This window comes from Rhodococcus sp. IEGM 1379, from assembly GCF_030056815.1.
Lineage (GTDB): Bacteria > Actinomycetota > Actinomycetes > Mycobacteriales > Mycobacteriaceae > Rhodococcus_F.
In genome coordinates this window covers 1-22024 of the sequence record NZ_JASHKR010000071.1, presented here as the reverse complement: position 1 = coordinate 22024, position 22024 = coordinate 1, and the positions used below count along the sequence as shown (strand labels likewise).

Here is a 22024-nt window from a genome sequence, read left to right as displayed (position 1 = left end):
ACGTCGTCGATACCGCGATGGCTCAGGTATCCGAGGAACTCGGTGAGCGTCCGGGAATGCGTCAGATGGGCCAGGTCATCAAGGCGGCCAACGCTTTGGCCAAGGGCAAGGCGGACGGCGCACGTATCTCTTCTGCCGTGAAGTCGCGTCTGTAAACATCACTTGCAATCGAGAACGGCCGCTTTCCTCCTTGTGAGGAAAGCGGCCGTTCTTGTCAGGTGCGACTAGCGAGGTGGTGTCGCTGCCGGTGGCGACTCGGGCGCCGGAGCATTCGGGGCCGGAGCATTCGGGGCCGGCGCTCGCACCGATCCGTCACTGATGTAGATCGTGATCGTGGAGCCGGGTACTGCCGAACCCGACGGGGATGCGCCGGTTACCGTGCCGGTTTGCGCATTGGACGCGGTTGTTACCGGGTTGACGGTGAAGCCTGATTCCTGCAGTCGGGACGTTGCTGCAGACTGGCTCAGTCCGACAACCTCGGGGACCTGACCGTTCTGAGATCCGCGTACGTACTTCGGATCGATCGGCGGCAAGGCCGTCGGGCCGAAGTTGTTTGCCACCGGCATCATTGCCGCAAACCAACTTCGCGCAGGTTCAGTACCGCCGTACAGGTTGCCGCTGCGACAGGGACGTAGCGGGCTCGAGCAGATTTCGCCCGGTGTCGGGGAGTCTCCGAAGATATAGACGGCTGCTGCAAGGTTGTTGGTGAATCCGAGGAATGCCGACGACTTGTGCGTCTCGGTCGTACCGGTCTTGCCGGACATCGGCAGGTTCCAGCCGGCGCTGCTCGCAGCACCCGCCGAAGTACCGGCGCCGACGTCGTCACGGCTCAGCGCATTGGCGAGAGTATCGGCCAGGCCGGGCTCGACTACCTGCTCGCAGCCCTGCTCGGTGACCGTGATCGGCTTGCCGCTGCGGTCGACGACGGAGTCGATCGGACTGGGCGGGCACCACTTGCCGTGCGACGCCAAAGTTGCCGCGACATTGGACAATTCAAGTGGATTGATCCACGTGGGGCCGAGTGTGAACGAACCGAGATTCTGGTCCTTCTGGAAGTCGGCCATGCTGCGTTCGTCGAACCCGGACGTGTTGGGCTCCGCGTACGAGCGCATACCCAGACGCACGGCCATGTCGACGGTCGGTGTCACACCCGTATCCACGATGAGCTTCACGAATGCGGTGTTGGGGGACTGCGCAAGAGCATCCGACACGGACAGCTTCGCTGGGTAGTTGCCGACGTTCTCGACGCAATACGTGGACACAGGGCATCCGGCCGCACCGCCACTACCGAATCCCTTGGCGTCGAATCGTCGGGGAACGTCGAGGGTGGCGTCGATGCCGAGGCCCTTCTCCATCGCTGCCGCGGTGGTGAAGACCTTGAATACCGAACCCGCGCCGTCGCCGGAGAGTGAATACGGCTGAGCCTGAACAGTTTCACTGGCATCGGCGTCGAGACCGTAGGTTCGGCTGCTGGCCATCGCGAGAACCTTGTGTGAATCCTGGCCCGGGCGGATCACGCTCATGACATTGGCGATGCCGTCGAGGTCGGCCTTCGCGTTCGCGTTGAGACCGGCTTTCGTGGTCGCCTGAACCGTCGGGTCGAGAGTGGTCTTGATGAGGTAGCCGCCCTCGTTGATCTGGTCGCGGCTGATGCCTGCGTCCGAGAGGTACTTGAGTGCGTAATCGCAGAAGAATCCGCGGTCGCCGGCTGCGATGCATCCGCGAGGCAAGCTGTTCGGGGTCTCGAGGACACCCAACGGCTCTGATTTGGCCGCCCGGAAGTCGTCGGCTCGATCGGGAATGTTGGTGATCATCGTGTCGAGCACAGTGTTGCGACGCTCGGTGACGCCCGCGACGTTCGTGTACGGGTTCAAGGCCGAACTGGACTGAACCATGCCGGCGAGCATCGCGGCTTGCGGGACGGTCAGATCTGCGGCATTGACTCCGAAGTACGTCTGCGCAGCATCCTGGATGCCGAAGGAACCGTTGCCGAACGGCACCAGGTTCAGATATCGGGTCAGGATCTCGTCTTTCGTGAGTTCCTTGTCCAGGGTGAGGGCCATACGAATTTCACGGATCTTTCGAGCCGGAGTCGTTTCGATCGCGGCGCGGCGTTCGGCATCGGTTTTTGCGACGACCAACAGTTGGTAGTTCTTCACGTACTGCTGATCGAGCGTCGACGCGCCCTGCTGAACTTCACCGGAGGTGGTGTTGGTCAGGAACGCGCGCATGGTTCCCTGCCAGTCGACTCCCTTGTGGTCGGGGAATCGCCGGTCCTCGATGGAGACGATCGCCAACTTCATGTTGTTGGAGATCTTGTCGCTCGGGACTTCGAACCGTCGTTGGTCGTACAGCCAGGCAATGGGGGTGCCGGCTGAATCGACCATCGTCGAGACCGCGGGAACCGTACCTTCGACCAACTCCGCCGAGACGTTGTCGACGGTATCTGCGGCTCTGTTGGACGCGAACCCGAGTCCACCGGCCACGGGGAACATCACCCCGGCAACGAGTATCCCGGCCAACGCGGAGCTTCCGGCGAGCTTCGCCACTGTTTTTGCAATCGACACGATCTACAGAGTACGTGTGCCCACCTAGTGGACACGGTTCTAGAAATTTTTTGATGCACAAAACGTCCTGAACACCCGGTTTGTACTGCCGTACCAAAAAATGCGGCTGACCGTCTTGCATGTAGGCGGTTCTTTACCTAAATTGTGTGAACGATGTGATCGACATAACACTCGATCACGAATGTGTCTCAGCTTTCGTCGTGATACTCGCGAAGTCCGAGATGTTGCGCTGCTCGCCCCACGGCGACGGTCAGACTTTTGTAAAGGGGACCAGAATGTACACAGCCACCCCGAGTAGCCGTTTGGACGTCGAGCAAGCAGAGGCTCGCATTGCCTGGGTAACCCAGGCACGCTGCCGCGAGGTAGACCCCGATCAGCTATTTGTCCGTGGTGCTGCGCAGCGCAAGGCAGCAACTATCTGTCGGCATTGCCCGGTCCTTATGCAGTGCGGCGCCGATGCTCTCGACAATCGCGTCGAATTCGGGGTCTGGGGCGGCATGACGGAGCGTCAGCGACGCGCTCTCCTCAAACAGCACCCCGACGTCGATTCCTGGTCCGAATTCTTCGAAGGCCAGCGTCAGCAGCATTCCGCAGTCTGAACTAACCCTTGCGGGTGAGCTGATCACCAACAGCGCGCAGGGCTTCGAGGTCGGAAACCTCGAACGGCAACGACGGCACACCGATAAGCGGAACCCGGGGATGGGCTGCAGTGAATCGGCTGAGCAACCCCACCTCGCGCTTTGCAATAACCGCGCGATGAGCGTGGATACGCAAGACCGCCGCCGTCAATGCCTCCGCGTCGGTCGGATTTACCTCGGCCTCGAGCTTGTCTGCAGCCGTCACCGCATGATCTGCAGGTAGAGCAGTCAGGGTCGGGTGCGTTCTGTTCAACACCAACCCCGCCAACGGCATCGAATCACCAGCCAGTCGATCGACAAAGAATGCAGCTTCCCGCAATGCATCGGGTTCCGCAGCAGCGATCACCAGGAAATGGGTGCCGGGCTGGCGAAGGAGTTCGTAAGTCTTGGTGGCGCGCTCTCGGAAACCCCCGAACATCGAATCGAGCGACTGAACGAACGCCGACGCGTCGGAAAGCATTGCGCTGCCCACAATCGTCGACACGCCTTTGAGCGCCAATCCCATGGCACCCGCTACCAGCCTGGTCAGGCCGCGCCCGGGCGCGGAAAGAAGGCGGATCATGCGTCCGTCGAGGAACGTACCGAGTCGCTGCGGAGCATCGAGGAAGTCCAGTGCATTCCGCGACGGAGGTGTATCGACGATAACGAGATCCCATTTGTCGTCCGATGCAAGCTGCCCCAACTTCTCCATCGCCATGTACTCCTGCGTTCCGGAGAACGATGTGGCAACGGTTTGGTAAAAGGGGTTTGCCAGGATCTGCTCGGCCTTTTCCGGGCTGGAATGCTCGATCACCATCTCGTCGAAAGTGCGACGCATGTTCAGCATCATCGCGTGCAACTCGCCGGTGGCCTCCGGTCCGAGCTTCACCGGTTGCGGCGTGTTGCCGAGTTCCTCGACACCGAGCGCCTGCGCCAGACGCCTCGCCGGATCGATCGTGAGGACTACGACGCGTCGACCCTGTTCGGCTGCCCGCAGCGCCAACGATGCTGCCGTCGTGGTCTTCCCGACGCCGCCCGCGCCGCAGCACACCACGATTCGTGCCGTCGGATCGTTGATGATCGCGGAAATGTCGAGCACCGGGGCACTACGACGGCCGGTACGGGCACTGCCGACCGTGACATTCTCCGGGGCATCGGCGACATTCTCGGGGGAATCGGCGACATTGTCAGAAGTTTCGGTCATCGGACACCCTGTTCCATGAGGTACTCGGCCAACTCGTACAACCCGCCCAGATCGACTCCGTCGGCAAGTGCGGGCAATTGCATACGCGCACCGTCGATCTCACGCAGTTTCTCCGCACTGGCTTCCTGAGCCTCCAGTACCGAGGCATGCTCGATCGTTTCCGTCAGCAGGCCGGCGAAGTCGTCGTCGGACAGATCCAGGCCGACAGCGGAGAGCGTCGACCGGATTGCGTCCGCATCGAGGTTTCCGGTCGCAGCCTCGGCAAGGGTGCCTTCGGGCAAGAACTTGGGGCTCGTTCGGTTGACGATGATGGCCCCGAGATTGAGATCGGCGCGAGCCAGTTCCGCCGCGGCATCTGCGGTTTCCTGCACCGGTAGAGCCTCGAGCAAGGCAACCAGATGCACCACGGTCTCGGGCGAATGCAGCAACCGCACAACGCCCTCGCTCTGCGAATGCACCGGTCCGCCCTTTGCCAGGTCGGCCATGGCCTTCGTGACATCGAGGAAACTGCCGATCCGACCCGTCGGAGGAGCGTCGACGACGACGGCGTCGTACACCCGCTTGCCGGTCCGGTCGGTGCGGATCACGCACTCCTTGATCTTGCCGGTGAGCAGCACGTCCCGTAGGCCCGGAGCGATGGTGGTGGCGAACTCGATGGCCCCGAACCTACGCATCGCGCGTCCTGCGAAACCAAGGTTGTAGAACATCTCGAGGTATTCGAGAAAAGCGGTCTCGATATCCACGGCCAGGGCCATTACGACGCCACCGCCCTCGGCGGCAGCGACCTTGGTTTCCTGAGGCGGCAGTGGTGGCACGTCGAAGAGCTGCGCAATGCCCTGGCGACCCTCCACTTCCACCAGCAACACGCGTCGACCGCCTTCGGCCAACGCGAGCGCCAACGCGGCAGCTACCGTCGACTTACCGGTTCCGCCTTTGCCCGACACAAAATGCAAGCGGGCCTTCGATGCAGACTCAGGCCAGGTCTTGCTCAGCTCATCTTGGGATGCAACCACACCGCGAGCCTATAAGTCTGGGACCGAATTTGTGCGCGGGATAGGCTCACCGCATGAGTGAAACGACTTCCTGGGAATACACCGTTACCCCGCTTCTGGTCCACAATCCGAAGGCCATCCTCGATAACTGGGGCGTCGACGGATGGGAACTGGTTACCGTACTGCCGAGCGCGTCGGGCGAACAGCACGTTGCGTACCTCAAGCGTCCGAAGGGCTGAAGTACATGAGTGAGACCACACAGACCTGGTCAGCGCGTCTGGCCGAGCTCGGAATCGAGCTTCCCGCAGTTGCGGCGCCGGTTGCGGCGTACGTACCGGCCGTTCGTACCGGTAATCATGTCTTCACGTCCGGCCAGTTGCCGTTCGTAGACGGAAAATTGTCGCTGACAGGAAAACTCGGTGCGGGCGTGTCGGACGCCGATGCGAAGGCTGCTGCGCGTGTCTGCGCCCTCAACGCGCTTGCTGCGATCGACGCACTGGTGGGAATCGACAATGTCGCCCGCGTCGTCAAGGTTGTCGGATTTGTCGCTTCGGCTGAAGGATTCACCGGTCAGCCCGTCGTGATCAACGGTGCTTCGGAATTCCTCGTCGAGGTCTTCGGCGACGCCGGCATTCATGCACGCTCCGCTGTCGGTGTTGCAGAACTTCCCCTCGGCGCAGCCGTCGAGGTGGAACTGATCGTCGAAGTTCGCTGATGACAACGGTTCACCCCGCCTACGCGCAGCTTCGCGCCGTCACCGATATTGCGTCGGTCATGCTCGAGAACAATCCGGGCATGATGACGCTCGACGGCACCAACACATGGATTTTGCAGTTCCCGGGCAATTCCGAATGTGTTGTCGTCGATCCCGGTGACAACGACGAAGAACATCTGCAACGAGTGGCCGGAACCGGTCGTGTTGTACTGACTTTGATCACGCACCGGCATTTCGATCACACCGCCGGGGTGGGCCGTTTTCACGAATTGACGTCGGCTCCAGTCCGTTCCGTGGACCCCGAGTTTCTGCGCGGTAGCGGTACGACGCTTGTCGACGGTGAAGTCATCGAGGTTGCCGGGCTGAGATTGCGGATCGTCGCAACTCCCGGCCATACTGCCGATTCCGTATCGATCGTGATCGAAAACGATGGCAGCGTGCTTACCGGCGATACCATCCTCGGCCGCGGCACAGCGGTTCTCGACGATTCCGACGGCGATCTGGGAGACTACCTCACCTCGCTGCGCGCACTCATCGAACTCGGTGACGGGCGAACGGTATTGCCCGGACATGGTCCGGAACTGCCTGATCTGCAAGAGATTTCGCAGAAGTATCTTGCTCACCGTGAAGAACGACTCGATCAGGTGCGGGCGGCGTTGGTGACACTCGGTGATTCGGCGTCTGTCAGAGATATTGTCGAACACGTCTACTCGGACGTCGACCCCAAGCTCTGGCCGGTTGCCGAGAAATCCGTGAATGTGCAGTTGGCGTATTTGCGCCGCTGAATCTTTGCAGTAGTCCTGCCGCCAGCTATGCGAATTCAGGCATGGCTGGCGGCAGTTTTTGCATTTGTTCGACATGGGATGCAGGTCGATAGTTGGTCTATGACCACACACTGCGACGGATGGATCCGCAACTACGTGGATGGCGCGTATGTCGAACCGGACGAGTCATCGAGCTTTGAGCAGGTAGACCCGGCAACGGGCCGCGTTCTCGCCCGGGTCCACGAGGCCGACCACGCGCTGGTTGATCGGGCTGTGACCTCGGCCAGGCGGGCCTTGGACAACGGCTGGGCGGATACGCCGGTGGGGGAGCGCACGGCACTGCTGCGCCGTGCGGCCGACCGGATCGAGGAACGGTTCGAGGAATTTGTTGCTGCTGAGATGGCAGATACCGGGAAGCCGATCACACAGGCTCGGTCTCTGGACGTCGCTCGCGCCGTATCGAACTTTCGGGCATTCGCCGACATCGTGGCTGCGGCCGGGCAGGAATCGTTTATCACGGACCTGGCCGGAGGCAAGCAGGCACTGAATTATGCAATCCGTAAGCCTCTCGGCGTGGTTGCTGTCATCGTGCCGTGGAACCTGCCGCTGCTTCTCTTGACGTGGAAAGTTGCACCGGCTCTCGCCTGTGGAAACTCCGTGGTGGTCAAGCCGTCCGAAGAGACTCCGGCAACCGCGTCCCTTCTCGCCGAAGTACTCGAAGAGGTGGGCTTGCCGGCCGGCGTGTACAACGTCGTTCACGGCTTCGGTGCCAACTCGGCCGGAGAGTTCCTCACCACACATCCCGGTATCGACGGTGTCACCTTCACCGGATCATCGGCAACGGGATCTCACGTCATGAAAACAGTTGCGCCACGGGTTCTCCCGGTCTCCTTCGAACTGGGTGGCAAGAACGCCGCAATCGTGTTCGACGACGTCGATATCGACGAAGCGCTGACCGGCCTCACCAAATCGGTGTTCACCAACACCGGGCAGGTCTGCTTGTGTACCGAGCGGGTTTATGTGCATCGCAACATTTTCGACGACATTGCCAGCGGGCTCGTCGAGCGCGCGCAGGAACTGCGTCTCGGCGATCCGGCGCTCGACGCGACCACAACCGGTCCGCTGATCTCCCAGGCTCATCGTAAGAAGGTTCTCAGCTACTTCGAGATCGCGCAGCAAGAGGGAGCGAAAGTTCTCACCGGTGGCGGTATTCCGGACCTCGGCGAAGCGCTGGTCGGTGGATCCTGGATCGAGCCCACATTGTGGACTGGCCTCACCAACAAGGATCGCGCCGTGCGGGAGGAGATCTTCGGGCCTGTTGCCGCGCTCATTCCATTCGATACCGAGGCAGAGGCTATCGCCTTGGCCAATGACACGGAATACGGACTGGCCGCATCCGTGTGGACCAACGATCTGCGTCGTGGACATCGCGTTGCGCAGAAGATGAACGTCGGAATCTCCTGGGTCAATACGTGGTTCACCCGTGAGCTCCGGTCTCCGTTCGGCGGATCGGGTCTCTCCGGTATCGGCCGTGAGGGCGGAGAATCCTCGCTCCACTTCTACACCGAACCTACGAATGTGTGTGTGCAACTGTGAGTATTCAACGGTGCAGTACTCCGACCCGACTGCTTCGGTCCCAACAAATCAATGAGGCGTGATGACTACCCCGGACACCAGGATCGACGCCCTTGCGCGACGTCTCGATGATGCTCAGACACGTTGCACCGACACCCCGAGTCTCGCAGACGATCACACCATCGACATCGACGATGCGTACAAGATTCAAGGCGCCCTCCTCGAACGTCGCATCGGCCGCGGTGAATCAGTGGTCGGCATCAAACTCGGATTCACCAGCAAGGCCAAGATGGCGCAGATGGGTGTCTCCGAGGTCATCGTCGGTCAGCTGACCGACGCGATGTGTGTGGACGACGGCGGCGACGTGGACCTGTCGTCCTTCATCCATCCCAAGATCGAACCTGAAGTGGCGTACCGACTGTCGAAAGACGTCGACCTCGATGATCCGAGTGTGGACATCGAGTCCTGCGTCGACGCGGTTGCTTCGGCTATGGAGATCATCGACTCGCGATACCGCGATTTCCGATTTACCTACACGGACGTCGTCGCAGACAACACGAGTGCCGCCGGATATGTGATCGGGCCGTGGCAGTCGCTGCAGGATGTGTCGGATCGAGTTGTCCGTATGAAGGTCGGTAGCGAGGAGGTTGTCGGTTCGACGTCTGCGATCCTCGGAGATCCGGCGCTCGCGCTCCACGCCTTGCTGGACATTGCCCGTCGACGAAAGATTCCGTTGCGCGCAGGACAGGTGATTCTGGCCGGAGCCGCCACGGCAGCATTGCGACTCGATGAGGGAGTCGCAGAGTGTGCGATCGAGGGTCTGGGTACGGTTTCGGTGAACGGAGTCGCTCGATGAGTGGGGCGCAGGTTATCGAGAAGCTGGCAAAGCCGCGCGGAAAGTTCCCACACGTCAAGGTCGTCGGAGATTTTGTCTACGTATCGGGTACCAGTTCGCGAAGGCCGGACAACACGTTTGTCGGTGTCGAGGTCGACGAGATGGGCACCACCTCTCTTGATATCCGCGCGCAGACGCGCGCGGTCATCGAGAACATCCGGGCCATTCTCGCCGAGGTGGGCGGCGAACTGGGCGATCTGGTTCAGGTCACGTCATATCTGGTGTCCATGAACGACTTCGGCGGATACAACGAGGTGTACGCCGAACTGTTCGACGAGGACGGTCCGACAAGAACCACTGTGGCTGTTCATCAACTGCCACATCCACATCTGCTCATCGAAATTTCCGGCGTGGCATACGTTCCCGCCGACAGACGGCCGGCACCAGCGAATACGGAGACCGCACCATGACCATCATTCCTCCCGTCATCGACTTCAAGAAGTGGATCGATGACAACCGGCATCTGCTGCAGCCGCCCGTCAACAACCAGACGATGGCGCTGGGAGACGACTTCATCGTGCAGGTAGTCGGTGGCCCCAATCAGCGCACCGACTATCACCTCGATCCGTACGAGGAGTGGTTCTACCAGCTCGAAGGTGACATTCACGTCAATGTGATGACGGAAGACGGACCCCAGCGGGTCGACATACGGGAAGGTGAAACTTGGCTACTGCCAGGAAATCTCCCGCATTCCCCGCAGCGGCCGACTGCCGGTTCGATCGGCCTGGTCATCGAGCGGGTCCGCGTCGAGGGAACGCTGGAAAAGTTTCAGTGGTACTGCCTGGAATGTGATCACAAGATTTACGAGGTGGAACTACAGGTGCGCGACATCGTCGCCGACCTCCCACCGGTCTTCGTCACATTCTACGAGAGCGAAGAAGCGCGGACCTGTGAAAACTGCGGCACGCTGCATCCAGGCAAGGGCTGACAGATGAGCGACATGATCGACGTTCATACCCACTACGTGCCCAAAGGGTGGCCGGATCTCTCGGCGGATGCGGGTCCGGACGCTCCGTGGATGAAAGTGGAGTCGGAGACCGAAGCCATGATCATGATGGGTACCAAGGAGTTCCGACGCGTCCAGTCTGATGCATGGGACGCCGAGGTGCGCCTTCGCGATATGGACGCAGACGGGGTGCATACGCAAGTTGTCTCGCCGACACCCGCATTCTTCAATTACGGCCGCACCGGTGAGCAGGCGGCCAGAATTTCGAGGATCTTCAACGATCTTGCGCTCGAGATCGTGGAACCTGCGAAGGACCGGCTTATTCCGTTCTGCCAGGTTCCGTTGCAAGATACCGATGCCGCCTGTCGCGAACTCGAGCGTTGCATTGCGAACGGGCACCGCGGAGTCGAGATCGGCAATCACGTCGGCGATCTCGATCTCGACAGTGAGGGGGTCGTGACGTTCCTGCAGCATTGTGCTTCGCTGGATGTACCGGTCTTCGTGCATCCGTGGGATATGGCCAACTCGCCGCGTCTTGATCGTTGGATGGCCCAGTGGCTCACGGCGATGCCGGCCGAGACTCATTTGTCGATACTCGCACTGATCCTCGGGGGCGTCTTCGATAAGATCGATGATCGACTGAAGATCGGATTTGCACACGGCGGTGGATCTTTCGCATTCTGGCTCGGCCGGATGGAGAACGCCTGGCACGGTCGCAACGACATCATCGGAACGTCGGAGTATCCGCCCTCGCACTATCTGGGCAGGTTCTACGTGGATTCCGTCGTCTTCGACGAGCGTGCGCTGAGATTGCTGGTGGACACGGTAGGGGTGGACCGTGTGATGGTGGGAAGTGATTACCCGTATCCGCTGGGTGAACGACCTGTCGGAAATGTCGTCCGTAAGAGTGAGTTCTTGGATGATGCTGCACGACAGCTAATTTCGCGGGGGAATGCCGAACGGTTCCTCGGGCTGTCGGGTATGCCCGTTTCGGTATAGCTGACGAGAGATTCGGCATTTGTGAGTCATGTCTCGGGCGCGCACAATTCAACAACAACGATCGACGACGCTCGTGAACCATGGTCGGCGACAGGAGATTCCATCATCCGCCTGCCACCCATCCAATCGATAGGTATCCGCGATGACCCAAAGCGTAACCAGTGACGGAAAGCCGTTGCCGGAGAAAGCTGCCCGCAGCAGAGTTGCCCTGGCAACCCTCGCCGGCACAACTCTCGAATGGTACGACTTCTTTCTCTACGGAACAGCCGCAGCGCTGATCTTCAACAAGCAGTTTTTCCCGAGCCTGAGTCCCACCGCGGGAACTTTGGCTGCATTCAGCACATTTGCTGTCGGATTCATCGCTCGACCGGTGGGTGGCCTCGTGTTCGGACACTTCGGTGACCGTATCGGCCGCAAGGCGACGCTCGTCGTCTCGTTGGTGATGATGGGCGTCGGCTCCACTTTGATCGGCCTGATCCCGAACTACGATTCCATCGGGTTCTGGGCCCCCGTGCTGTTGGTCTTGATGCGAGTCATCCAGGGTATCGGACTGGGCGGTGAAGGTGCCGGGGCGACACTGATGTCGATGGAACATGCGCCGGCCGGTCAGAAGAACCTGTATGCAGGCTTCCCGCAAATGGGTACCCCCGCCGGACTTGTTCTCGCCAACGGACTTTTCCTCAGCATCAGCGCAATGATGTCGGATTCGGCCTTCGCTTCGTGGGGATGGCGTATTCCGTTCCTGCTCAGCTTCGTTCTGGTTGCGATCGGACTGGTGATCCGCTTACGAGTTACCGAATCCCCGTCGTTCGCGGGAATTATGGAAAAGAACGAGATTGTTCGCTTCCCGCTGCGTGAGGCACTCAAGGTTGGTTTTCCCCGGCTCTCGCTGACATTGGCGGCCTGCGTTGCCAACTCGGCGGTGGCTTACGCCTTCATGGTGTTCACCCTTGCATACGGAACCCAGCATCTGGGCTACGACAAGCAGTTCCTGGTTCTCAGTGTCACTGCAGCGGCAGTGGTGTGGTTCGTTTCGATTCCGATCTGGACAAAAGTGGCTGACAAGTACGGTCGCCGGCATATGTTCATCGGGGGATCGGCCGCAATCCTGTTGTGGTGCATCGTCTTCTTCCCCCTTCTGAACACCGAGAACAAAGTTGTCGCCGTTGTCGCCTTCCTCGGGATGGGCCTGATCATCCCGGTGACGCACTGTGTCCAGGGTGCCATCATCGCGGACACCTTCCCGGCGAAGGTGCGATACTCCGGTTCGTCGCTGATTCTGCAGAGCGGTGCGATTCTGGGTGGCGGGTTGGCTCCGATGATCGCAACGGCACTGCTCGACGCCACGGGGTCCTCGGTCGGAGTGACCTGGTACCTGGTGGCGATGTGCTCTATCAGTCTGGCCGGCGCGATCGCGTTGTTCCGGGTGGTGCCGGATTCATCGCGCGGGCTACAGCACGATGAGGTTCGTGTGTCCGAGAACGCTTGAGGGACTACATGATCGAAGGCCCGCTCCCGGGGATGGGGGCGGGCCTTTTTATGGATGCATGAGTTCTTTGGCGAAGGCGCCCAACGTGACGATCAGTGCTTCTGCGGACGGACTCGATGTTCTGGTGGCAGAAGTCGTGACACCTACACTATGGCCGATCGGATCGAGAGTGATCGGAAGCGTGGTCAGACGAGCGTCGTCGCGGGGAATCAGGCTCGGAAGTACGGCAATCATGTCGGTCTCGATCAGCAGTTGTCGAACTGTGAGGAATGATGTTGCTTCGACGCGGTTCTCGGGCATCGGGAGGCCATTGCGGACGAAGAACTCTTCCAGTTCGCGGCGGAGGACGGTCTCGACGCCTGGCAGGATCCAGGGAAAGTTACGAAGGTCTTCGAGTTGTATGTCTTCGCGTTCTGTCAGCGGGTGATCAACGCGGGTAACAAGTTCGACTGATTCTGCGTAGAGATTGCGCCGTATCGCGGTGCCGTCGGTCGGTGAGGTGAGCCGGCCGACAATCAGGTCGATTCGGCCGGCCTCGAGATCTGTGAGCAGTTGTTCGGGGGTGCTCTCTCGGACGATCACAGTGAGCAGCGGGTGATGGACCTTCAGGCGTGCAATGGCGCCGGGCAACAACACGTTTGATCCTGCGAGGTGTGTTCCCACGATGACGGTTCCACGGTTTGCGTCCGCAAGTTCCACCACATGCCGGCCGGCTTCGGTGAGTTGCGCGATGACAGCTCGAGCGTGAGCCGTGAAGGCCTCGCCGAAAATCGTCGGAGTTATGCCGCGTGGCCCGCGATCGAATAGTGAGACGCCGAGAATTGACTCGATGTCGTGCAGGCTGCGAGTTGCCACAGGCTGCGTGATGTGAAGTGCAGCGGCGGCACCGACCACGCTGCCCTGACGGCTCAATGCGTCGACCAGCAAGAGGTGGCGGAGTTTGAGTCGCCCGTCGAGGAGCTTGGGCATGTCCATGTCGGCAATCCTAGCTGGGATTACCGCTGACGGACAGATACTCGAAGTTGCTCAGGCGAAGGTGATTCCGATCGGATTCTCCGGTGTATACGTCTTCCATGATTTTCCGCCGTCCGGACTTCCGTTATGTGCAAACGAAATCCAGAGCTGTCGAATCTGGCGACCCAGCTCTTCGACAGTCGACCACTCTGCGTCGCCCAGCATTGGTGAACCCTGCCAAGACTTTTGGGATCCCAGGACGAACGGGAGATCGATGCAGTGTGTGGCGCCGAAAGTGTTCTCGCCGGGAGTCCAATCGAAACGATACGTGTACACCGAGGCTCCGGCAGTCGCAAAAGTATCGGCCAATTCCACAGCGGTATCGGCAAACATGTTCTGCGTCAACGCTTCCTCTTCGTCCCGCGAGGGGTCGAGTGCCACGCGCAGAAACGCCGATCCTTCGTCGTGTGTGTAGCCGATGATGGCGTCGGGCGCATCGGTGAAGGTGCCTGATTCCTCGGGGAGCGGCGCTACTTCGGAGACGGGAGCGAACGGTGGTTGGACCACATTGCCTGAACGCTTTCCGAACTCGATCGCTGTCCCACGAAATGCCTCCAGCACATCGGCGAGGGGAGCGGTGTTCGGATCGCTGCCGAGTATCCGCGCAAAAGCTTTGCCGTTCTGGACTGCTGTCGAGTGTGAAAAGTTGATGTCCAGTCGTGGACTGCTGTGCAATATGACTCTGCGGATTCCGGTGAGGGAGGCATTGCTGCTCAACAGGTTCACTATCGAATGCGCGCCCGCAGACTGGCCGAACAGGGTGATCGAATCAGGGTCGCCGCCGAAGGCATCGATGTTGGTCCGTATCCATTCGATCGCGGCGATCTGATCGTGGACTCCGAGATTGCCTTCGCTGACTCCGTCGAGGAGGAGATATCCGAGAACGCCGACTCGGTAGTTGACCGAGACCACGACGACGTCGCCTTCCGTAGACAGGGCGTCGCCGTCGTACCAGGGTAGGGCGCCACCGCCACTGGAGTATCCACCCCCGTGCAGCCACACCATCACGGGACGCCGCCCGGTCAACGATGGCGTGGTGACCGTGACCGTGAAACTGTCCTCGCTCTGCTCCGGTTCCGGAACAGGCGGCCCCATGACACGTTCGAGTCGTGAGGGCGGTTGCGGAAATACCGTTCCCGGTGCGGTGGCGTCGCGAATTCCGATATGAGGCTCGGCCGGTTCGGGTCGCTGGAATCTGGCGGCACGCGCATACGGAATTCCGCCGAAGTACAACGAACTTTCGCGTCGGACTCCACGGAACTGTCCCGAAGTCGTGGAGGCGATTACCTCGGACATGCATCCCCTAGCGTTGTATCTGCGTTTTGTCTGATTTGAGAATGCCATCGCGTGACAGCGACACAAATACCTTTATGGTCGGGCGATATGCACTATTGCGAAAGAGCTTCCAATAGTCGATGTTCGAGGCGCTTCGCCAATCTGGAATACACGGCCTCGTCGGCCAATGCGCGCGACACCACAATAGAGACTGCCTTTGCCCAACCCGGTGTGTTCGGTGATGACCGACAAGCTGGCGCCATCGAACCCCTAGGTTCGGAACACGCCTGCCGGCGATGGGATTACGTCGGAGCGTTCAGCTGCCTGTCTGGCCATGAGTGCATTCTCCCATCACAGACCCAAATCGCTCAGGCTCGGATGATCTTGGGGGCGTGGCCCGGTCAGGTCCCAGAAGAACTTTCGCTCGGATTCCGCAATGGAGACGTCGTTGATGCTGGCGTGGCGGTGGTGCATCAGGCCGTCGGTGTCGAACTCCCAGTTTTCGTTGCCGTAAGAGCGAAACCACTGTCCATCGTGATCGTGCCACTCGTACGCGAATCGAACCGCTATGCGGTTGGCGTCGTAAGCCCACAGTCCTTTGATCAGGCGGTAGTCCAGTTCACGATTCCACTTCTCGGTGAGAAGCTCGACGATCTCGGAGCGGCCCGTGACGAATGTCGACCGATTACGCCACCAACTGTCCGGCGTGTACGCCAGGGACACCTTGTGCGGATCGCGTGAATTCCAGCCGTCCTCGGCGAGGCGAACCTTCTGGGTGGCGGTTTCGTGGGTGAAGGGGGGAATGGGCGCTCTGACGGTCATGGCGGGTCCTCTCGGAAATGACTTCGGCCGCCCCCGCAGATGCGGGAGCGGCCGAAATGTCGAGCTGGGAAAACCTAGCGTGCGCGACGCGCGAGACGCTCGGAATCCGAGATCAGAACGCTCTTGCCTTCGAGGCGCAGCCATCCGCGGTGTGCGAAGTCGGCCAGTGCCTTGTTGACCGTCTCGCGGGAAGCACCGACCAGCTGGGCGATTTCTTCCTGAGTGAGGTCGTGGGTGACGCGTAGTGCGCCGCCTTCCTGGGTACCGAAGCGCTGTGCAAGTTGCAACAGAGCCTTGGCAACACGGCCGGGAACGTCCGTGAAGATCAGGTCGGCAAGCGAGTTGTTGGTACGACGCAGGCGGCGAGCGAGAACGCGGAGCAGCTGCTCTGCGATCTCGGGACGCTGCTGGATCCACGCCTTGAGTGCGTCACGGTCCATGCTCACAGCACGGACCTCGGTGACGGTGGTGGCTGTCGAGGTGCGGGGACCCGGGTCGAAGATGGACAGCTCGCCGAACATGTCGGAGGGGCCCATGATTGTCAGCAGGTTCTCGCGGCCGTCGGGTGAGCGTCGACCGATCTTCACCTTGCCGGACACGATGATGTAGAGGCGGTCGCCTGGTTCACCCTCGTTGAAGATGACATGTCCACGGGGGAAGTCGACGGGCTGCAGCTGCTTGGTCAGCGCCGCTACCGCTGAGGGCTCGACTCCTTGGAAGATGCCGGCTCTTGCCAGGACGTCGTCCACGTGCGCTCCTTGTTGGGATTTGTTCGTTTGTGGTGTCGCTTATTTCACTACCTACCTTTGTACCTGCACAATCCGTGCTCAATGCAACAGGTACGGCACCGAAGTCTACGTCCCGAGCGACCGGGACGAGTGATTGATGCCACGTAAGGGCCGAAAATTATCCTGACAGCGGAAGAGTTGGCTAGTTTGTATTGCCTTCGATCAGCCTAGTTTGTGTCGCCCTCGATCAGCTCAGCGGCCGGGGCGATCATCCCGGCCACTGTCGAGCTGACTGCTGTTACCCCGCCCTTTCCGTTGGAGGTGGAACCGTGCGAATGCGTGCGGGAATCCGTCGCTGGCCAGCGCTGCAACGTCGTCCTGGCTGGCCTGATCCAGGAACTCGGCCACTTCATTTTCCCGAACCGAGAGTCGACGCAGTCGCCGTTCGACCCTCTCCATCGCCAAGGCGAAGAGCATCAACAGCACTGGGAAGAGGATCACAGCGAGTCCTTGCATACCGGAAAGTAAACACGGCCAACATCTCGGAATCGACACGACAAAATGTCGTGTCGGGACATATCCGTACAGTTGTCTGAGTGCAGACCACCCCAACCGAGCGTTCAGAGCCACCTCGGCGACGGCGGTCCACCGGCACTGGTGGTGAAGAATCCCATCTGGCGTTGGTACGTCGCGCACGTCGGATGAACCGGCAGCTCGCGGTGGCATTCCCGCACGTGTACTGCGAACTCGATTTCACGACGCCTCTCGAGCTGGCAGTGGCAACCATCCTGTCGGCACAGTGCACGGATGTTCGCGTCAACATGGTGACGCCCGCGTTGTTTGCCCGGTATCCGGATGCTCGCGCCTACGCCGAAGCCGACCGACTCGAACTCGAGGAGTACATCCGGTCCACCGGCTTTTATCGGAACAAGACCACGTCGTTGATCGGGTTGGGCCAAGCACTGCTCGAGCGTTACGACGGCGAAGTGCCGAACAAGCTCAAAGACCTGGTGACGCTGCCGGGGATCGGACGTAAGACCGCCAACGTCGTCCTGGGAAACGCATTCGACGTCCCGGGAATTACCGTGGACACCCATTTCGGCCGCCTGGTTCGCCGTTGGAAGTGGACGGACGAAGAAGATGCCGTCAAAGTCGAACATGCCATCGGAGCGCTGGTCGAACGTAAGGAATGGACACTGCTGTCACATCGCGTCATCTTCCACGGGCGACGCGTCTGCCATGCACGGAAACCAGCGTGTGGCGTGTGTGTGCTGTCCAAGGACTGCCCGTCGTACGGGCTCGGGCCGACCGACAAAGCGGAAGCTGCCGCCCTGGTCAAGGGGCCGGAGACTGAGCACCTGCTCGCTCTGGCCGGGATGTGATCGCTGATGTCCAGTGCTGCTCGGTGGTCCCTCGTTGCGCTTGCGCTGGTTGCCGCGCTCGTCGTCGCGATCTGGCCACGCGGGGGAGATGACGCCCCGAACGTGTCCAGTGGTTCGTCGACTTCGGCTTACCGTCCACCCACGTTCACCCCGTCCTCGGAATCGCTCGGCCAACTTCGAGAGCAGGCCGGGTTGGCGGCTTGCCCGACGCCGGTTGCCCCCGCTCCGGCCGGAGCAGCGCTCACCGGAATCACCCTCGCCTGCATCGCCGACGGCAGTTCTGTCGATCTCGCGGCCGCAGTGGCCGGCAAACCCACGCTCGTGAACCTCTGGGCGTACTGGTGCGCGCCATGCGCAGAAGAACTGCCTCACCTACAGGAATTTGCGGATCGTGCAGGGCAGAGTGTCAATGTGTTGACGGTGCATTCCGATCCGAATCAGGAGAACGCATTGACACGACTCATCGACTACTCCGTTCGACTGCCCGGTGTTCAGGACGGCGACGGGAAGGTGCGGATCGCACTCGGTGCGCCCCCGGTCCTGCCGGTCTCGGTACTTATCCGCCCCGACGGAACCGTCGCAAAGGTGTTGCCCCAACCGTTCCGCAGTGCGGATGAGATCGCTGCCGCAACGGCGCAGTATTTGGGAGTTGTCGTATGAACGCACAGGTACCCGAATGGTTGCGTGCAGTTTCCAGCACCGAACCCACCGATCCACACCGTCTCAATCCCGTTCTGAACCGGCATGCGCCCCGAGGCTCACACACACGTCCCGCTGCGGTGCTGGTTCTCTTCGGTGGACCTCGCGAGGCTGATCCGCTGTGCCTCGGTGGGCTGCCCGAGGGAGCGGACGTACTGCTCACTCAACGTGCGTCGACGATGCGTCAGCACAGTGGCCAGGTCGCGTTTCCCGGTGGCGCCGCTGATCGTGGTGACGACGGTCCCGTCGGCACTGCCCTGCGTGAGGCGCAGGAAGAAACCGGCGTCGATCCGAGCGGAGTTCTCCCGCTGACCGTGTTGCCCGAAATCTTCATTCCCCCGTCCGGGTTCGATGTGACTCCGGTGATCGCCTACTGGGAGAATCCGATGCCCGTGGGCATTCAGGACTCCGGTGAGGTCGGCCGGGTGGCGCGGGTGCCATTGCGCACGCTCCTCGATCCTGACAACCGCTTCCAGGTTCGCCATCAGGCCGGATATCAAGGCCCGGCGTTCCTGGCCGACGGCATGCTCGTCTGGGGTTTCACTGCCGGCATCCTGGCCGCACTGTTCGCGGTGTCCGGCTGGGAAATTCCGTGGGATACCGACGACGTGAGAGATCTGGACACGGCACTCGCCGAGATCGGCGAAGACATCGAAGATTCGGCGGTGCCCCGATGACCGGTTCGCGGTGGGTAGACCTCGCCATCGTGCTGGTGGCGCTCATCGCGGCCACGTCGGGATGGCGTCAAGGCGCGGTGGCGTCGGCATTGGCGTTTGTCGGAGTGATCCTGGGCGCTGTTGCCGGCATCCTCCTTGCACCTCACATCCTGGTGCACGTCAGCGAGGGCAAGCTACGCATTCTGGCCGGCATCTCGTTGATCGTGGTGCTGGTGATCATCGGCGAGGTATCGGGAATGGTGCTGGGCAGAGCTGCACGAAGCGGCATGCACAGTCCGGTCGCGCGATCGGTCGACAGTGTGATCGGCGCCGGGTTGCAAGCGGTTGCCGTAGTGGTCGCGGCGTGGCTTCTGGCCATCCCGTTGACGTCGTCGTCGCAGCCGAGCGTGGCGGCCGCCGTGCGCGGTTCGAACGTCCTGGCCGGTGTCGACGACCTCGCGCCGCAGTGGCTCCGACAGATCCCGACCGAGTTCTCGGCCCTGCTCGACACGTCAGGACTGCCCGACGTGATCGGCCCGTTCGGACGCACCCCCATCACCGAGGTTGAACCTCCCGACGCCAGTGTTCTAGCCAGCCCGCTGGCCGCGCAGTTGCGGCCGAGTGTTCTGCGCATCAACGGTGTTGCGCCGAGTTGTCAGCGCGCGCTCGAAGGATCCGGGTTCGTCGTGGCGCCGGAGCGCGTCATGACCAACGCTCACGTTGTTGCCGGTACCGAAAGCATCACCGTCGACACCCTGACCGGCCCGTTGCCGGCAAAGGTCGTGCTCTTCGATTCCTCCGTCGACATCGCCATCCTTGCGGTGCCCGGACTCGACGTACCGGTTCTGCCGTTCGCCTCGAAGCTCGCGCAGACCGGGGACAACGCCCTGGTGCTCGGTTACCCGGGTGGCGGTCCCTACACGGCCAGCGCAGCGCGAGTACGTGAGGTTCTGAACCTGAACGGACCGGATATCTACAAGGCCGGCACCACCAAGCGTGAGGTGTACACCGTTCGCGGATCGATCCGACAGGGCAATTCCGGTGGACCCATGGTCAACGACCAAGGAGAAGTGCTGGGTGTCGTGTTCGGTGCTGCTATCGACGACAGTGACACCGGCTTTGTCCTCACCGCGAACGAGGTGTCGCGTCAACTGGGGATGGCCACCGGTGCGTCGACGCCCGTCCCCACAGGCGCCTGCATTCTCCAATAGCTAGTTGGCGGTAAGGAAGTCCCGCAGCGCGTCGTTGACTCGCTGAGGGGCTTCCCAGTGGGCGTAATGGCCGACTCCGGGGATTGCGTGAAGCTGTTCCTCTGGAGCCCAACGCTTGTTGCGTCGAACAGTGCGTGTCAGCACGTACGGATCCAGGTCGCCGTGAATCTGCAGAATCGGAATGCGGAGCACCTGATCCATCAGTCGCATGAATCTGCGACCCTCATGGCGGAGTTGGCTGCGGAAGGCCCAACGCTGATATTCCAGCGTCGAATGCGAGACGCCTGGAATCTGGATCGCGGAACGTAATTTGGTGACGACGTCGTCGAATTCCGCTTGCTCCGGCCACGCCGGACCCGAGCGTGCACGCACCAGTCGCTCCACCTCAGCGCCGTTGTCGGCAGTCAGGTGCTTTTCCGGCCGGAACGGAATCTGATAGGTCAGGAACGACGGTACGAGTGCTTTGCGCTGGTACCGGTCGCGGATGACGGCTTGTTTGAGTGCCAGGGGGTGCGGTGAGGAGATCAACGCGATCGAGCGCACTAACCGTGCATGCAGGATGGCTGTCGCCCAGCACACCAGTCCGCCGTCGGCGTGACCGATCAGCGTGGCCTTGCCGTATCCCATAGCCCGGATAAGCCCCGCGACATCCCCGGCCAGCGTCCAGCCGTCGTAGCCGCGGGGTGGTTTGTCGGAGTCGCCGTATCCACGTAGATCCAAGGCGACCACTCGGAAGCCCTGCGCCGACAGCGCAGTCAGTTGATGGCGCCAGGACCACCAGAAGTCGGCGAATCCGTGTAGGAGCACCACCAAGGGGGCATCCGGATCGGCGTCGCCGACTTCGACGACGTGGAACCGGATGCCGTTGGCGTGAATATCCCGGTGAATCCAGGGGCCGTCGAATCTGACGGTGGATGGATCTGGGGCTGACACAGCGGTTTCGTTACCTACGTGCGTTGAATTCGACCGACGGCTTGACGTCGTCGTGGCTACCGGGAAGGACACTCTTGGCGGCCCTGAGCGATTCGATCGTCTTCTCCGGAGCCCGGAGTTTCCGTACGCGCATGTAGCCCAGCAACCCGAGCAGTGCGGTCGTCAGCACCATGATCAGGAACACGATCAAGAATGCAGCCCAACGATCGAGCCACTGGCTGAGCAGCTCTGCCAGGAAGAAAAAGAAGAAGAAGGAACTGAACAGCAGAACCGTGAATGCCAGGATGAAGAAGACACTGCCCTGCAGGCCCTTCTTGACCTCGCCGGTGACCTCGGCCTTGGCGAGCTCGACTTCTGCTCGCACCAATGTCGAGACCTGAGCCGTCGCATCCCTGACAAGGGCGCCGATGCTGGCTTCGCTCGGCGTGCGGGCGTCCACATCGGTCAGTGGAATGGAGGACACCGTGTTCGGCACTCCGTCTCCGTTGAAGCGCTGGCTCTCTCCGTTGGTCAAGCTCACTTGTCGACCTCTCCAGGTAGT

General features: G+C 61.1%; 25 protein-coding genes and 1 pseudogene. 15 read left to right on the top strand and 11 right to left on the bottom strand.

Annotated features, from left to right (window positions below):
• The coding region (locus QM600_RS23980) for a GatB/YqeY domain-containing protein (protein ID WP_283264102.1) at window positions 1–155 on the top strand (155 nt) is incomplete at its 5' end.
• Window positions 156–224: 69 nt separating this feature from the next.
• On the opposite strand, the gene QM600_RS23975 is transcribed toward QM600_RS23980, so the two are convergent.
• Entirely contained in the window at window positions 225–2549 is a 2325-nt protein-coding gene (locus tag QM600_RS23975) for a penicillin-binding protein (protein WP_283264100.1), read from the bottom strand.
• Window positions 2550–2842: 293 nt separating this feature from the next.
• Here QM600_RS23975 and QM600_RS23970 point away from each other — a divergent pair, with 293 nt between their 5' ends.
• Window positions 2843–3166: a WhiB family transcriptional regulator gene (locus tag QM600_RS23970; RefSeq protein WP_094274717.1), complete on the top strand. Its 324-nt coding sequence runs from the start codon at window positions 2843–2845 to the stop codon at window positions 3164–3166.
• 1 nt (window position 3167) lies between these two features.
• Here QM600_RS23970 and bagB read toward each other — a convergent pair whose 3' ends face one another.
• Both bagB and bagA read right to left on the bottom strand, forming a co-directional pair.
• Entirely contained in the window at window positions 3168–4388 is a 1221-nt protein-coding gene (gene bagB, locus QM600_RS23965; RefSeq protein WP_283264098.1) for an ATPase BagB, read from the bottom strand.
• The gene (gene bagA, locus QM600_RS23960) at window positions 4385–5401 is read right to left on the bottom strand and encodes an ATPase BagA (RefSeq protein ID WP_283264097.1); all 1017 of its coding nucleotides are present in this window, start codon (window positions 5399–5401) and stop codon (window positions 4385–4387) included. Before bagA ends, bagB begins: the two co-directional genes overlap by 4 nt.
• A 53-nt stretch (window positions 5402–5454) precedes the next feature.
• On the opposite strand from bagA, the gene sp36 reads away from it, so the two are divergent.
• From sp36 to QM600_RS23915, 9 genes are all read left to right on the top strand, one after another.
• Window positions 5455–5619 (top strand): Sp36 family protein, encoded by a 165-nt coding sequence (gene sp36, locus QM600_RS23955; protein WP_094270908.1) that lies wholly within the window; start codon window positions 5455–5457, stop codon window positions 5617–5619.
• 5 nt (window positions 5620–5624) lie between these two features.
• A complete protein-coding gene (locus QM600_RS23950) occupies window positions 5625–6095 on the top strand; it encodes a RidA family protein (RefSeq protein ID WP_283264096.1) in 471 nt (156 codons plus the stop codon).
• Window positions 6095–6880, top strand: coding sequence for an MBL fold metallo-hydrolase (locus QM600_RS23945; RefSeq protein ID WP_283264095.1), 786 nt, complete (start codon window positions 6095–6097; stop codon window positions 6878–6880). The genes QM600_RS23950 and QM600_RS23945 overlap by 1 nt, the downstream gene beginning before the upstream one ends.
• A 99-nt stretch (window positions 6881–6979) precedes the next feature.
• Window positions 6980–8455: a 2-hydroxymuconic semialdehyde dehydrogenase gene (locus QM600_RS23940; RefSeq protein ID WP_283264093.1), complete on the top strand. Its 1476-nt coding sequence runs from the start codon at window positions 6980–6982 to the stop codon at window positions 8453–8455.
• A gap of 61 nt (window positions 8456–8516) precedes the next feature.
• Window positions 8517–9290: a 2-keto-4-pentenoate hydratase gene (locus tag QM600_RS23935; protein ID WP_283264092.1), complete on the top strand. Its 774-nt coding sequence runs from the start codon at window positions 8517–8519 to the stop codon at window positions 9288–9290.
• Entirely contained in the window at window positions 9287–9739 is a 453-nt protein-coding gene (locus tag QM600_RS23930) for a RidA family protein (protein ID WP_283264090.1), read from the top strand. Before QM600_RS23935 ends, QM600_RS23930 begins: the two co-directional genes overlap by 4 nt.
• The gene (locus QM600_RS23925) at window positions 9736–10257 is read left to right on the top strand and encodes a 3-hydroxyanthranilate 3,4-dioxygenase (RefSeq protein ID WP_283264088.1); all 522 of its coding nucleotides are present in this window, start codon (window positions 9736–9738) and stop codon (window positions 10255–10257) included. Before QM600_RS23930 ends, QM600_RS23925 begins: the two co-directional genes overlap by 4 nt.
• A 3-nt stretch (window positions 10258–10260) precedes the next feature.
• Entirely contained in the window at window positions 10261–11274 is a 1014-nt protein-coding gene (locus tag QM600_RS23920) for an amidohydrolase family protein (RefSeq protein ID WP_283264073.1), read from the top strand.
• Between the two features lie 142 nt (window positions 11275–11416).
• Complete coding sequence (locus QM600_RS23915) at window positions 11417–12763, top strand: MFS transporter (protein ID WP_283264072.1); 1347 nt, start codon at window positions 11417–11419, stop codon at window positions 12761–12763.
• A 48-nt stretch (window positions 12764–12811) separates the two neighbouring features.
• On the opposite strand, the gene QM600_RS23910 is transcribed toward QM600_RS23915, so the two are convergent.
• The 6 genes and pseudogenes from QM600_RS23910 to QM600_RS23890 all read right to left on the bottom strand — a co-directional run bounded on the left by QM600_RS23910 (window position 12812) and on the right by QM600_RS23890 (window position 17118).
• Entirely contained in the window at window positions 12812–13738 is a 927-nt protein-coding gene (locus QM600_RS23910) for a LysR substrate-binding domain-containing protein (RefSeq protein ID WP_283264071.1), read from the bottom strand.
• Between the two features lie 51 nt (window positions 13739–13789).
• Window positions 13790–15073, bottom strand: coding sequence for a carboxylesterase family protein (locus tag QM600_RS23905; RefSeq protein WP_283264070.1), 1284 nt, complete (start codon window positions 15071–15073; stop codon window positions 13790–13792).
• Window positions 15074–15256: 183 nt separating this feature from the next.
• Window positions 15257–15388: pseudogene (locus QM600_RS29705) on the bottom strand (TetR/AcrR family transcriptional regulator); the annotation flags it as partial.
• A 15-nt stretch (window positions 15389–15403) separates the two neighbouring features.
• Window positions 15404–15874, bottom strand: a complete 471-nt coding sequence (locus tag QM600_RS23900) for a nuclear transport factor 2 family protein (protein ID WP_283264069.1) — start codon at window positions 15872–15874, stop codon at window positions 15404–15406.
• Between the two features lie 74 nt (window positions 15875–15948).
• Entirely contained in the window at window positions 15949–16623 is a 675-nt protein-coding gene (locus QM600_RS23895) for a Crp/Fnr family transcriptional regulator (protein ID WP_094270921.1), read from the bottom strand.
• A 231-nt stretch (window positions 16624–16854) separates the two neighbouring features.
• Entirely contained in the window at window positions 16855–17118 is a 264-nt protein-coding gene (locus QM600_RS23890; RefSeq protein WP_283264068.1) for a hypothetical protein, read from the bottom strand.
• An 80-nt stretch (window positions 17119–17198) separates the two neighbouring features.
• Between QM600_RS23890 and nth the strand changes: the two genes are divergently transcribed.
• From nth to QM600_RS23870, 4 genes are read left to right on the top strand one after another with little or no spacing between them, the layout of a single operon-like run.
• A complete protein-coding gene (gene nth, locus QM600_RS23885) occupies window positions 17199–17984 on the top strand; it encodes an endonuclease III (RefSeq protein ID WP_502943089.1) in 786 nt (261 codons plus the stop codon).
• 6 nt (window positions 17985–17990) lie between these two features.
• On the top strand, window positions 17991–18644 hold the full coding sequence (locus QM600_RS23880; RefSeq protein ID WP_283264066.1) for a TlpA family protein disulfide reductase: 654 nt from the start codon (window positions 17991–17993) through the stop codon (window positions 18642–18644).
• Window positions 18641–19360, top strand: coding sequence for an NUDIX hydrolase (locus QM600_RS23875; RefSeq protein ID WP_283264064.1), 720 nt, complete (start codon window positions 18641–18643; stop codon window positions 19358–19360). Before QM600_RS23880 ends, QM600_RS23875 begins: the two co-directional genes overlap by 4 nt.
• The gene (locus tag QM600_RS23870; protein WP_283264062.1) at window positions 19357–20550 is read left to right on the top strand and encodes a MarP family serine protease; all 1194 of its coding nucleotides are present in this window, start codon (window positions 19357–19359) and stop codon (window positions 20548–20550) included. Before QM600_RS23875 ends, QM600_RS23870 begins: the two co-directional genes overlap by 4 nt.
• On the opposite strand, the gene QM600_RS23865 is transcribed toward QM600_RS23870, so the two are convergent.
• Window positions 20551–21483, bottom strand: coding sequence for an alpha/beta fold hydrolase (locus QM600_RS23865; RefSeq protein ID WP_283264061.1), 933 nt, complete (start codon window positions 21481–21483; stop codon window positions 20551–20553).
• A gap of 10 nt (window positions 21484–21493) precedes the next feature.
• Window positions 21494–22003, bottom strand: coding sequence for a phage holin family protein (locus QM600_RS23860; protein WP_243622121.1), 510 nt, complete (start codon window positions 22001–22003; stop codon window positions 21494–21496).
• Window positions 22004–22024 lie beyond the last annotated feature (21 nt).

Bases quoted from the DNA above. Each gene is read 5' to 3' on its own strand.
- QM600_RS23970 (WP_094274717.1), top strand. From the start codon at position 2,843: ATGTACACAGCCACCCCGAGTAGCCGTTTGGACGTCGAGCAAGCAGAG.
- bagB (WP_283264098.1), bottom strand. From the start codon at position 4,388: ATGACCGAAACTTCTGACAATGTCGCCGATTCCCCCGAGAATGTCGCC.
- sp36 (WP_094270908.1), top strand. From the start codon at position 5,455: ATGAGTGAAACGACTTCCTGGGAATACACCGTTACCCCGCTTCTGGTC.
- QM600_RS23950 (WP_283264096.1), top strand. From the start codon at position 5,625: ATGAGTGAGACCACACAGACCTGGTCAGCGCGTCTGGCCGAGCTCGGA.
- QM600_RS23945 (WP_283264095.1), top strand. From the start codon at position 6,095: ATGACAACGGTTCACCCCGCCTACGCGCAGCTTCGCGCCGTCACCGAT.
- QM600_RS23940 (WP_283264093.1), top strand. From the start codon at position 6,980: ATGACCACACACTGCGACGGATGGATCCGCAACTACGTGGATGGCGCG.
- QM600_RS23935 (WP_283264092.1), top strand. From the start codon at position 8,517: ATGACTACCCCGGACACCAGGATCGACGCCCTTGCGCGACGTCTCGAT.
- QM600_RS23930 (WP_283264090.1), top strand. From the start codon at position 9,287: ATGAGTGGGGCGCAGGTTATCGAGAAGCTGGCAAAGCCGCGCGGAAAG.
- QM600_RS23925 (WP_283264088.1), top strand. From the start codon at position 9,736: ATGACCATCATTCCTCCCGTCATCGACTTCAAGAAGTGGATCGATGAC.
- QM600_RS23920 (WP_283264073.1), top strand. From the start codon at position 10,261: ATGAGCGACATGATCGACGTTCATACCCACTACGTGCCCAAAGGGTGG.
- QM600_RS23915 (WP_283264072.1), top strand. From the start codon at position 11,417: ATGACCCAAAGCGTAACCAGTGACGGAAAGCCGTTGCCGGAGAAAGCT.
- QM600_RS23910 (WP_283264071.1), bottom strand. From the start codon at position 13,738: ATGGACATGCCCAAGCTCCTCGACGGGCGACTCAAACTCCGCCACCTC.
- QM600_RS23905 (WP_283264070.1), bottom strand. From the start codon at position 15,073: ATGTCCGAGGTAATCGCCTCCACGACTTCGGGACAGTTCCGTGGAGTC.
- QM600_RS23900 (WP_283264069.1), bottom strand. From the start codon at position 15,874: ATGACCGTCAGAGCGCCCATTCCCCCCTTCACCCACGAAACCGCCACC.
- QM600_RS23890 (WP_283264068.1), bottom strand. From the start codon at position 17,118: ATGCAAGGACTCGCTGTGATCCTCTTCCCAGTGCTGTTGATGCTCTTC.
- QM600_RS23880 (WP_283264066.1), top strand. From the start codon at position 17,991: ATGTCCAGTGCTGCTCGGTGGTCCCTCGTTGCGCTTGCGCTGGTTGCC.
- QM600_RS23875 (WP_283264064.1), top strand. From the start codon at position 18,641: ATGAACGCACAGGTACCCGAATGGTTGCGTGCAGTTTCCAGCACCGAA.
- QM600_RS23870 (WP_283264062.1), top strand. From the start codon at position 19,357: ATGACCGGTTCGCGGTGGGTAGACCTCGCCATCGTGCTGGTGGCGCTC.